Genomic DNA, 10,942 nt, shown 5'->3' with positions numbered 1-10,942 from the left:
TTTAACAGGCTTCTCAATTCACATATCATTTTCAGTCTTTTTTGTCAACTCCTAATACTGAACCGACGCCCTAGGGGAACCAACGCATCTATTTTGCTGGCAAACACCCAACCAATCAACGCTACCCAAATGGTAATTGCCGCAGTTTTTAATTGCATCAGAATTGTTGTGAAGTTAGCTATTTTTTTCTCTAGTTCCTCTGCTCCTTTTTGCAGCATTGCTAGCTGAAATTCAAATCTATCCATGTTTGATTCGGCGAACGTTTATATTAGAGTTATCCAAAAAATTATAATCTTCTTTTCTTTCGGTGTCGTTAGAGAGCTTCGCCTGACGCACCCTACAAGTCGATTTTAGATTATATAGTAAGGTGCGTCAGCTCCCGAAATTCCCGATCGCCGTTAGAGAATTTCGCCTGAGGCACCCTACAAGTCGATTGTTGTGTGACCGTTGCGTCCAGGACTATTAAAGTCACGCACCTTACAGAATTAAATTAAATCCGGTACTTTAGGTTTGATTCGGCGCTCGTACCAGTTCATTAATGGGGTTGAAGTAATGCCGTGCACAATCACAGAAATCACGATGGTTGTAAAGGTAATCCAGGCAATTTTTTCCGCTATTTCCCCTTCCAAACCTTTACCAAAAGCATAGGTAAGATAATAGATAGAGCCGACACCACGAATGCCGAACCAACCGCACAGCCAGCGGCTAACGGGATGTAAAGGGCTGCCGATCGTACTGATCCAAGCTCCCACAGGCCGAATCAAAAAAATCAACAATCCAGCTACTAATAGGGAGTATCCTCCATAGGCCAACATAGGCTCTAGGCGCAAAAGCGAACCTAATAGTAAAATAGTTGCTATTTCCATTAACTTTTCAATGCGCTCGGTAAAGTGGAGTTGGGAAAGCGGTTTTTCTGGGTTGCGGTAACTCCGCTGCATCACAATTCCTGCTACAAAAACTGCGAGAAATCCGTAGCCGTTGACTACTTCGGTAAGGGAATATGTGAGCAGAATTGTGCTGAGAGCAATGAAATCTTCCATTAGTTGATCGGCCGGTCGATAGCGTTGGAGTTGGCGATCGATCCAGGTGACTGCTTTAGCTACTACAATTCCCATAACGATACCTGTGGCGGTCGCCCAAATCAAGTCAACTGCTACCCACTGCGAAAACCAGTTCGGCCAGTTGTTATCTTTTAGTGCATAAATGCCGAAATAAACGAAGGGAAAAGCTAAAGCATCGTTCAAACCGCCTTCGGATGTTAAACCAAAGCGCAATTCATCGCGATCGTCTATATTTGCTAACTGAACTTCTGAGGCTAAAACAGGATCGGTGGGAGCGAGAATTGCTCCCAATAAAATTGCCGCCCCCCAATCTAATTTCACCAACCAATGACCGACAGCAGCCACCGCAAAAATCGAAATTGGCATTAAAAAACCGATCAACCGCGCTGTAGAATTCCAAGCCCAAAATTGTAGCGGGCGATTCATTTTTAAGCCGCAACTGAACAGAGAAACAATAACTACAAATTCTGTAAGTCTTTGTAAAAATAGAGCGTCGGGACGCAAGTCAATCAGCTTGACGCCATAGGGCCCCAATCCGATACCGACAATTAGATAAATTAAGGCATAAGACACCGGCAATCCTGAAATCCATCCGGAACCCAAGGTAACGGTCAGCAGGAGGATGCCAATAACTAGCAAATTGAGAATGTAATCATCCACCATAGCGATCGCACTTTTAATCAGGTTTACCAAATGCGATTTTTACAGATAAAAGCTTCTGGGACATCTACCGCCCGCTAGATTCAGATATCCTCCGAAAGTTGCAGTTGTTATACCAAATTTTTGATGCTTCTAGCCTGCTGCTGCGGGCTTTGTCTTGTTGCGCCGTAAACTCCGTGACTGACAATCGACCGGAATTGTTTATTTTATACATCTGACTAATAACTAATGATTAATGACTAAGGGCTGATGACTAATAATTAATTAGAAAGACCACTTTTTTCGGTAGCGATGATGTGCAAATCTACGTGTTTGAGCGATCGCACTAACTGTTGAGTCAAAGAACCCCGCAGCAGCAATCTCCAGCGGGATTGCTGGCTTTCGCCGATCACAATTTGAGTAATCCGATACTGTTTAGCTACCTCCGAAATCGCTTTAGCTATATTAGTGCCGTTTACCCGCAAAAATTGCCCCTTAAATTCTTGACAGAGTTTCTCACAAGTTTCAACGTGCAAGATTTCTGCTTTTGTTAAAAATCGGTCTGGATCGTTGACAAACACAGCATAAAATGGGGCATTCATGTAGCTAGCAATCCTCCCGCCCCGCCGCAGCAGTTGCAAGGAATTGGGATAAGTCGAGATGCACACTAAAACTCGTTCGTGAATGTTGCAAGATTGACCTTTTAAAGTTGCTGCATCGTCTTCCACATTGTCTGCGACTTCTCGCAGGGCGAGTTCTCGCAAAGCAATTAAATGACGGCGCTGGAAAAAGTTTTCTAAAGATTGTTCAATTTTTTCGGGAGCATAAATTTTGCCTTCTAGCAACCTTTCTTCTAAAGTTTCTGGCGTGACATCCACAACGACTATTTCGTCAGCATCTTCGAGGACGCGATCGGGCACTCGCTCTCGCACGACAACTCCGGTAATTCGAGCTACTAAATCGTTGAGACTTTCTATGTGCTGAATGTTGAGAGTGGAGAAAACATCAATTCCAGCTTTCAGAATTTCTTCGACATCTTGATATCGTTTTTCTCGCAGAGAACCCGGAATGTTTGTATGAGCCAGTTCGTCTATTAATGCTAATTGGGGGCGGCGTTCGATGACAGCTTCACTATCCATTTCGGTTAGCACTTTTCCGCCACGCAGCATTTGTTTTCTCGGCACTACTTCCAGTCCTTCGCCTTTAGCTGCTGTCTCTTTCCGTCCATGAGTTTCTAACAGTCCCATTACCACATCAATGCCTTCAGATTTGAGCCTGTGTCCTTCTTCTAGCATTCGGAAAGTTTTGCCGACACCGGGGGCCATGCCGATAAATATTTTGTGCTTTCCCCGGCGGGGGGTGCGATCGTAAGTGCGGTTCGGTTGGGCGTAAACCGCGTCTGGATTGTTGGTGATTTCGCTAGAGTGAATCATACCTAAGTAGTGGGTAGTTAGTCAATCTCCAGTCATCAGTCAGTTTATGATCGATGACTGCCGACTGTTGTAAACTATTGTAAAGCGTCGAGAGCCAAATTAAGTTTGAGGACGTTAACTCCCGGTTCGCCGAAAATGCCGAGAAATCTGCCATCCGTATTTTTAGCTACCAACATTTCTACTTGATTGAAATTGAGCGATCGCACCGTTGCTATCCGCTGAATTTGCGATCGAGCTGCCTCTAAGCTAATGTGCGGATCGAGGCTAGAACCAGAGGTGTAGACTAAATCAGCAGTCGGTTTGATACCAGCTTTGTTGAGACGATCCAATTCAACTTGCACGCCCTGAAAACCATCTTTCTCATTACCTCGCTTCAGCAAATCCGAGTTACTGGGGGCAAGGTTGCTAGCTCCCGAAATACCTGTTGTTTGACTTAAGTTTTCTGCCTTTGTGGGAGCGTAATCTTCGGTTGCAAAGCTGCTGTAATTTGTGGTGCTGGGGCGGCTCCAAAAATATTGATCAGAGCTGAAAGGCTGACCTATTAAGGAGGAACCAACGACAACTCCTTGCTTAGTAATTAAACTGCCGTTTGCCTGCGAGTTGAAGGCAATTTGACCAATTACTAGCAAGATTAAAGGGTAAATAATGGCTGTAATTCCCCACAAAACCAGGGTAAGGCGAATCGCTCTAATTATTTCTCTCATAAATTACCTCGCTCGGTTATTTGCTAAGGGTTAATTATTGACTAAAATCTTTCCGGCTGAAAGATGACTACAAACAGGTAAATAGAAAGGGCGATAATCACCAAACCCAGGAGACTTAAACCCCAGACAGCTTTTCGGGTCAAATCTTCACCCCCAACCGCGTAAACAGCGGGGGCAATTATCGCATTGAAACACATTATAAGAAATAGCTGCACCGGGATTGGGTGGCGCTGCCAAAGCATTTGCGCTAACTCAATAATTTCTTGGAAATCTCTGGGAAAAATATCATTCAGCAAATCATTCCGTTTCATGAATTCTCCTTATTTTGGGAATAAATATCTGTCTTTCTCTTGGATGATTTTTTGGGGAAAATCGAGGCAGAGCCTCTGGATATGCGTTCCCAGGCAGAGCCAGGAACGAGATTAATCCGTTACATCTGTCGAGCGAAAAAATCGAGGCAGAGCCTTTGGATATGCGTTCCCAGGCAGAGCCGGGGAACGAGATTAATCCGTGTATCCGTGTCAAAATCCGTGTCGTGCTTTCCCGATCTATGCTAGCCCAACGGCGGCAATCAAAACATCAATAACTTTGATAGCAATAAACGGCGCGACTGCTCCTCCCAATCCGTAGATTAAAATATTCCGCTGCAACAGTTGATTGGCGCTCAAAGGTCTAAACTTTACACCAGTTAATGCTAGTGGAATCAAAGCAGGAATAATCAAAGCATTGTAAATTAATGCAGACAAAACTGCCGATTGACCGCTGGCTAAACCCATGACGTTTAAAGCGCCGACGGGGGCAAACATGGCGGGAATAATTGCAAAATATTTAGCAATATCGTTGGCTAGGGAAAAGGTGGTCAGCGCGCCGCGAGTAATCAGCAATTGTTTGCCGATTGTAACTAAATCAATTAGTTTTGTGGGGTCAGAATCCAAGTCCACCATGTTCGCAGCTTCCTTCGCGGCTTGGGTTCCAGAATTCATCGCGAGTCCTACATTTGCCTGGGCTAGTGCGGGTGCGTCGTTGGTTCCGTCTCCAGTCATTGCGACTAATTTGCCCTCTGCTTGTTGTTTGCGAATTACGTCGATTTTGTCCTCGGGAGTTGCTTCGGCAATGAAGTCGTCAACGCCTGCTTCGTCGGCAATTACTGATGCTGTAATTCGGTTATCTCCGGTGAGCATAATGGTGCGAATTCCCATTTTTCGCAGTTGGTCAAACCGATCGCGAATTCCCGGTTTGATGACATCTTTTAAATAGATAATGCCGTAGGTGTCGCTGCCTTGACAAACAGCTAAAGGTGTGCCTCCAAGCCGGGAAACTCGCTCGTAAGCTTCATCGAGATCCGGCCCGAAATTGCCGCCGCGCGATCGCACAAAACCCTTCACCGCATCCACCGCACCCTTGCGAACCTCCGTCCCATCGGGCAAATCCGTGCCAGACATCCGCGTTTTTGCGGAAAAATCAAGCCCCGTGGCGTTGGTGCGATCGAAATCTACCTGTGCGCCCAAATTCTGAGCCAAACGGACGATCGACTTTCCCTCTGGAGTATCGTCAAACAGGCTAGCAGCAAGGGCTACACTCGCAACCTCCTCCAGCGAGTGACCGTTTACCGGAATGAATTCCTCGGCTAAACGGTTCCCCAGCGTGATCGTCCCCGTTTTGTCCAAAATCAGCGTATTCACGTCGCCGCAAGCCTCCACGGCGCGTCCAGATGTCGCTATCACGTTAAACTGAGCGACGCGATCCATCCCCGCAATGCCGATCGCGCTCAGCAAACCTCCAATGGTAGTTGGAATCAGCGCCACCAGCAGCGAAATCAGCGTCACTACGCCCACAGGGGTTTTCACGTAATTTGCCACGGGCGGAATGGTCGATACCACAATCAAAAACACCAGCGTCAGCACCGCTAGCAGCACCGTCAGCGCGATCTCGTTCGGCGTTTTCGATCGTTCTGCGCCCTCTACCAGCGCGATCATCCTGTCCAAAAACCCCTTACCCGGGTCGGCCATCACCCGCAGCGTCAGTTCGTCGGAAAGGATGCGCGTCCCGCCAGTGACCGAACTGGCGATGTCCGAACCCGGTTCTTTGAGCACCGGCGCGGATTCGCCAGTGATCGCAGATTCGTCTACAGATGCCACACCTGCGATCACTTCGCCGTCGGAAGGAATGACATCGCCTGCGATCACTTTAATTTGGTCGCCGCGTCTCAGGGATGTCGAACTAACTTCTTGAATTGAACCGTCTGGTAGGAGTTTGCGGGCTGTTGTGTCGGCTTTTGTCGATCGCAGCGCATCTGCTTGCGCTTTGCCGCGCCCTTCCGCCACCGCTTCGGCAAAATTAGCAAATACCAAAGTGAAGAACAAAATAAACGTTACTAAACCGTTGAAAACTCTCTGATTTTCGCCGGGAACTGGGCCGAACAGCGCCGGATCGATCGTTAATAATGCAGTCACAATTGTGCCAACCCACACCACAAACATCACCGGATTTTTCAGCATCACCCGCGGGTTTAGCTTGACAAAAGCTTCTTTAAAAGCTCTTTGATAAAGACCTTTAGTATTTGCTTTCGGCGTGTGCTTGCGAGACTGGCGAGAGCCTCTAGCAGGTTTTTTTGGGGAATCTGGAGTATGGGAAGAGGTCATGTCGATTGGGGATTTTTAATGAACCACAGAGAACACAGAGAAAGAGAAGAGTGAGGTTGAGGATTTTCGCTACAGAGGTGGAGGAGTTGGTGTTGCTAAAGGTGTTGTGGGTACAGTTATCGATGCAGGTTCAAACTTGCCGCTGCTAATTTCATATCCTTCGGCAATTGGCCCTAAAGCTAGAACTGGGAAAAATGTCAGCGCGCCCAGAATTATGATTACTCCTGCGGTGACGCTGGTGAACAAAACTGAATCGGTTCTGAGAGTGCCCGTTGTTTCGGGAACCAGTTGTTTGTTCGTCATGCTGTCAGCTAAAAGCAGCAGGGCAATAATTGGAACGTAGCGCCCCAACAGCAAGCTAAAACAGGTGCTTAAATTCCACCAAATTCCTGTCGGTGCGGGTTGAGAGTCAGCCAATCCTTCAAAACCAGAACCGTTGTTAGCCGCCGCCGAAGCGTATTCGTACATAACTTGGGAAATGCCGTGAAATCCCGGGTTGCTGATGCCGCTCAAACTGTCGGTAAAGGCGAGGGTAATTGCACCGGGGATTAAAACTGCGATCGGGTGAATCAACAAAACAACGCTGGCTAAAACTATTTCCCGTTTCTCAATTTTGCGTCCCAAAAATTCCGGCGTTCTCCCCACCATCAATCCCGTAAGAAATACGCTCAAAATCGAGTAAATAAATAAGTAAGCCGTTCCCGTTCCCTGTCCGCCCCAAACGATTTGCAGAAACAAATTAAACAGAGTAGCAAAACCACCGGGAGGCATTAAAGAATCGTGCATTCCGTTGACAGCCCCGCACATTGTCCCTGTTGTAGTGACAGCCCAAAGTGCAGTCTCTGCCCAGCCAAACCTAACCTCTTTGCCTTCTAAATTAGGCTGCTGCGAACCCAGCAAATTATTGATTTGAGGATTGCCTTGAAACTCACCGACTGCTGCAATACCAATCAAGACAACGTAGATGCCAAAAACCATCCAAAAAATCAGCCATCCCTGCTTTTTGTTGTTGGCAAATCTGCCGTAGGTGTGAATCATAGCTGCTGGTATAGAAAGCATTGCTAGTGTTTCCAGCAAGTTAGTAAAAGGGCTAGGATTTTCAAAGGGGTGAGCCGAGTTCATGGCAAAAAATCCACCGCCATTTTCTCCGAGTTGTTTGATACTTTCAAAGTGAGCAACTGGGCCGCGAGCAATTACTTGCGTGCCGCCTTCTAAGGTACGGGCAACGGCCGGCCCGGCAAGGGTTTCCGGCACTCCTGAAATTAGCAAAAGTAAGCCTATTATCAAAGAAACTGGCAGCAGAATCCTGGTAATTGATTGAATTAAATCGATGTAAAAGTTGCCCAGGGGGCGGCCGGTTAAGCCCCGAATAAAGGCAATCCCTACTGCTAAACCAGTAGCGGCTGAGGTAAACATTAAAAATCCCAGAGTTAACTGGGATAAGTAACTGAAGGTTGTCTCGCCGGAGTAATGCTGTTGGTCGGTATTTGTGAGGAATGAAATAGTTGTGTGCAGCGCAGTATCCCAGGTTGGGGTACTTAGGCTGGTAGGATTTAAAGGCAGCACTCCTTGAAGCATTAAAATTAGGAAAACAAATATGCCCATTGCTACATTGCTGTAGAATAGCGATCGGGCATACTGCCAACCTGTCATCGAACCAACAACACGGATATTGCCGGCGGTATAGATGAGTTGTTCTACAGGTTTGATGGCGGGGTCGAGGATGGTTTTTTCTCCCATGTACACCCGCGCCATGTATTTACCAAACAAAGGCGATATCGCTACTAAAATGATTAGCGTTAATGCGATTTGAATTAATCCTTGCAGCATAATTGAGCCAAAAAGTCCTCGTTGGATAAATACGCTTCACTACTTGGGAAAGGGCTTCTAAAAGAAGTCCACAAAACCGGGTGAGTTTTCTTCAAGGTAACATATAGTTCGGGGGCGTTTGCCGAATTCAATGCTACTGCTAAGATGCAATCTCCGTAATAGATAACCGGGTTTTCGCTAGCTAAAATTACTCGCCCTTTTCTTGCTAACCCCAAGCACTGACCGCTATTGAGCAATTGTATATCTTTTAATGCCATGCCACAATAACTGCTGTTGAATAGGATGGCAACTTGGATAAGTTTTGGTTCTGCAAAGCTCATATATGATATGACTTCTACTCGGCACAAAATGCGGTTGACTCTTACTAATTACTATACTTAAAGCTATTATTATTGATAATTACCCTAGAGGTATAAGTTGGTGTTTACAAGTTATGTTGTTTTGGTGTATCTATTTACTAATAGACAAGTGTTTAAATACTGTTAAGCATCTATATTTGCAGATATAGATGCTATCTAAACGCTGTTTTTTTGCGCCACAATAGACAAGAGAGTTTTAAGAAAGGTAGAATGCCGAGAGTTGAGTGTAAATATAAAATTTAAAAGGGATTAATTGAGGATGTTGAAAAGCTTATTGACAATTAAAAAAAACCTGGCAATTCAAGAGAAGTATCTGCGGGGGAGGTGGTCGATCGCAATTTTATTTGCGATTGTTGCACTGCTGGAATTTACTACGCCGTCGGAGTATCTGTTTGGGTATTTGTATACGGGCCCGATTTTACTGGCCAATTCGCGATTGAGTCGGTTGGGTAAGTTACAAATTACGCTGCTATCGGCAGCTTTGACGCTGTTAAATTTGTTTATTCCTCCTGGAGAAGCGATCGCCCTAGCCACTGTCGCAAATAGATCGATCGCAGTCATGGCTTTAGGGGTAACGGGATATTTGAGCGATCGCAACCAGCAGTACCAAGAAGCGATCGCGATCGCTAAAGCTGAGTTGCAGTCGCAGCAGCAGCTAGCAAGCATCCGAGAAGATTTTGTCTCTACTTTGAGTCACGACTTGAAAACGCCGATGCTGGGGGCGATCGAAACAATTAAAGCTTTTCAGTCAGCAAAATTTGGGAATGTCACCGCCACTCAGCAAAAAGTTCTCGAAACAATGGCGCGATCGCACAAAATGTCACTACAATTAGTAGAAACGCTGCTGGATGTTTACCGCAACGATGCCGAGGGTTTAAAACTGCAACTTGCTCCCGTAAATTTAGTAGCTTTGGCAGAAGAAGTAATCGCAACACTCATCCATTTGTCGGCGGCGCGCCGGGTTTACATTAATATGAGTTACGGGGACTCAGATTTCCGTCGCTCTTTGTGGGTAAATGGCGATGCCGTGCAACTCCAGCGCGTTTTTGTTAATTTGCTCACAAACGGCATCAACCATTCTCCTCGCGGTGGCAAAGTAGAAATAGTCATGGAATCTTATTCGAGTTATCAGGTGGTGAAAGTTATCGATAGCGGTTTGGGAATTACCGCCGATGAACTGCCCTACTTGTTCGAGCGTTTTTATCAAGGACACAGCGACCGGCAAGCCAAAGGATCGGGATTGGGGTTATACTTATCTCGCCAAATTATTGACGCCCACGGCGGTATAATTTGGGCAGAAAATAAATTGCCTCTAGGCGCTTTATTTGGATTTAGACTCCCTGCTATCCCAGAGAAATGAAACCACTTTATCCCTTGCGAATTCTCTTAGTTGAAGACGACGAACTGTTTCGGTTGGGGCTGCAAACGCGGTTGCAGCAAGAAAGTTGCTTGCAAGTAATTGCTGAAGCGGAAGATGGCGAAACGGCGGTAGAATTGACTCAGGAACACTTGCCCGATGTGGTAGTTCTCGATGTCGGTTTGCCGGGAATTGGGGGTATTGAAGCGTGCCGCCGAATTAAACAGCGACATCCAGCAATTCCCGTTTTAATCTTAACTTCTCATTCGCAAAAATCCTTAATTGAAAGATTGATTGGGGCGGGTGCTCAAGGCTATTGTCTAAAAGGAATTGCAGCGGAAACTTTGGTTTTGGCAATTCGATCGGTAGCGGCGGGCGCTTCGTGGTGGGATCGGGCCGCGACTTCGGAAATTCGGGCAGTTTTTGCTAATCCCGAACCTTTGAAAAATGGCTTGAAGTCGGAACTTTTAGAGAATCCGCTGACGAAGCGAGAACAAGAAATCTTAGCTTTAGTTGCGGGGGGAAAAAGCAATCAGGAGATTGCACAAATATTGTACATTGCTCCGGGGACTGTGCGGGTTCACGTGCACGCAATTTTGCAAAAGTTAGAAGTGCGCGATCGCACTCAAGCTGCTGTACTCGCAATTCAGAAAGGATTGGTAGCAGAAGAACTGTTAGCTATCGAACCGTAAAAGGGCAACTTTTGTAGTGGAATTGTCGCTTTTTGAAATGAATTACTTGCTAAACGCGCCTCTACAAGATGAATCTGTTGCAGCTTCACGGAAAATTAATATCAGTCTTGATTGTTAATTTTCTTGATGACATTTAATGTGTGAATTTGCTAAGGAATGAAAATTTAATAACTTCACTATTTACTCAATTGTCGGAACAGCACGGTAATTCCATTTTGGCAAATA

Annotated in this window: 10 protein-coding genes; 2 read left to right on the top strand and 8 right to left on the bottom strand. The window is 46.0% G+C overall.

The window, feature by feature from the left end; genetic code table 11:
• Window positions 1-44: 44 nt before the first annotated feature.
• The 8 genes from QUA54_RS32635 to QUA54_RS32600 form a co-directional block, all read right to left on the bottom strand.
• Complete coding sequence (locus tag QUA54_RS32635) at window positions 45-245, bottom strand: hypothetical protein (protein WP_333418994.1); 201 nt, start codon at window positions 243-245, stop codon at window positions 45-47.
• Between the two features lie 240 nt (window positions 246-485).
• The gene (locus QUA54_RS32630) at window positions 486-1,754 is read right to left on the bottom strand and encodes a sodium:proton antiporter (protein ID WP_333418993.1); all 1,269 of its coding nucleotides are present in this window, start codon (window positions 1,752-1,754) and stop codon (window positions 486-488) included.
• Window positions 1,755-1,981: 227 nt separating this feature from the next.
• Window positions 1,982-3,133, bottom strand: coding sequence for a universal stress protein (locus QUA54_RS32625; RefSeq protein WP_333418990.1), 1,152 nt, complete (start codon window positions 3,131-3,133; stop codon window positions 1,982-1,984).
• Between the two features lie 74 nt (window positions 3,134-3,207).
• Window positions 3,208-3,837: a K(+)-transporting ATPase subunit C gene (gene kdpC / locus QUA54_RS32620; RefSeq protein WP_333418988.1), complete on the bottom strand. Its 630-nt coding sequence runs from the start codon at window positions 3,835-3,837 to the stop codon at window positions 3,208-3,210.
• A gap of 41 nt (window positions 3,838-3,878) precedes the next feature.
• Window positions 3,879-4,148, bottom strand: a complete 270-nt coding sequence (gene kdpF, locus QUA54_RS32615; RefSeq protein ID WP_333418986.1) for a K(+)-transporting ATPase subunit F — start codon at window positions 4,146-4,148, stop codon at window positions 3,879-3,881.
• Window positions 4,149-4,385: 237 nt separating this feature from the next.
• Entirely contained in the window at window positions 4,386-6,479 is a 2,094-nt protein-coding gene (kdpB, locus tag QUA54_RS32610) for a potassium-transporting ATPase subunit KdpB (RefSeq protein WP_333418984.1), read from the bottom strand.
• Between the two features lie 69 nt (window positions 6,480-6,548).
• Window positions 6,549-8,309 (bottom strand): potassium-transporting ATPase subunit KdpA, encoded by a 1,761-nt coding sequence (gene kdpA / locus QUA54_RS32605; protein ID WP_333418981.1) that lies wholly within the window; start codon window positions 8,307-8,309, stop codon window positions 6,549-6,551.
• Window positions 8,294-8,629 carry a TrkA C-terminal domain-containing protein gene (locus QUA54_RS32600; protein ID WP_333418980.1) on the bottom strand — a complete coding sequence of 112 codons (336 nt, stop codon included), beginning with the start codon at window positions 8,627-8,629 and terminating at the stop codon, window positions 8,294-8,296. Before QUA54_RS32600 ends, kdpA begins: the two co-directional genes overlap by 16 nt.
• 298 nt (window positions 8,630-8,927) lie before the next feature.
• Between QUA54_RS32600 and QUA54_RS32595 the strand changes: the two genes are divergently transcribed.
• Together QUA54_RS32595 and QUA54_RS32590 are read left to right on the top strand one after the other, a co-directional pair.
• Window positions 8,928-10,028: a HAMP domain-containing sensor histidine kinase gene (locus tag QUA54_RS32595; RefSeq protein WP_333418978.1), complete on the top strand. Its 1,101-nt coding sequence runs from the start codon at window positions 8,928-8,930 to the stop codon at window positions 10,026-10,028.
• A complete protein-coding gene (locus tag QUA54_RS32590; protein ID WP_333418975.1) occupies window positions 10,025-10,717 on the top strand; it encodes a response regulator transcription factor in 693 nt (230 codons plus the stop codon). Before QUA54_RS32595 ends, QUA54_RS32590 begins: the two co-directional genes overlap by 4 nt.
• Window positions 10,718-10,942: the final 225 nt, after the last annotated feature.

Origin of the sequence: Microcoleus sp. MOSTC5, from assembly GCF_036701825.1 — a bacterium.
Taxonomy (GTDB): Bacteria; Cyanobacteriota; Cyanobacteriia; order Cyanobacteriales; family Microcoleaceae; genus Microcoleus; species Microcoleus asticus.
This window is presented reverse-complemented; position numbering and strand designations above follow the sequence as displayed.

Bases quoted from the DNA above. Each gene is read 5' to 3' on its own strand.
- QUA54_RS32635 (WP_333418994.1), bottom strand. From the start codon at position 245: ATGGATAGATTTGAATTTCAGCTAGCAATGCTGCAAAAAGGAGCAGAG.
- QUA54_RS32625 (WP_333418990.1), bottom strand. From the start codon at position 3,133: ATGATTCACTCTAGCGAAATCACCAACAATCCAGACGCGGTTTACGCC.
- kdpC (WP_333418988.1), bottom strand. From the start codon at position 3,837: ATGAGAGAAATAATTAGAGCGATTCGCCTTACCCTGGTTTTGTGGGGA.
- kdpF (WP_333418986.1), bottom strand. From the start codon at position 4,148: ATGAAACGGAATGATTTGCTGAATGATATTTTTCCCAGAGATTTCCAA.
- kdpB (WP_333418984.1), bottom strand. From the start codon at position 6,479: ATGACCTCTTCCCATACTCCAGATTCCCCAAAAAAACCTGCTAGAGGC.
- kdpA (WP_333418981.1), bottom strand. From the start codon at position 8,309: ATGCTGCAAGGATTAATTCAAATCGCATTAACGCTAATCATTTTAGTA.
- QUA54_RS32600 (WP_333418980.1), bottom strand. From the start codon at position 8,629: ATGAGCTTTGCAGAACCAAAACTTATCCAAGTTGCCATCCTATTCAAC.
- QUA54_RS32595 (WP_333418978.1), top strand. From the start codon at position 8,928: ATGTTGAAAAGCTTATTGACAATTAAAAAAAACCTGGCAATTCAAGAG.
- QUA54_RS32590 (WP_333418975.1), top strand. From the start codon at position 10,025: ATGAAACCACTTTATCCCTTGCGAATTCTCTTAGTTGAAGACGACGAA.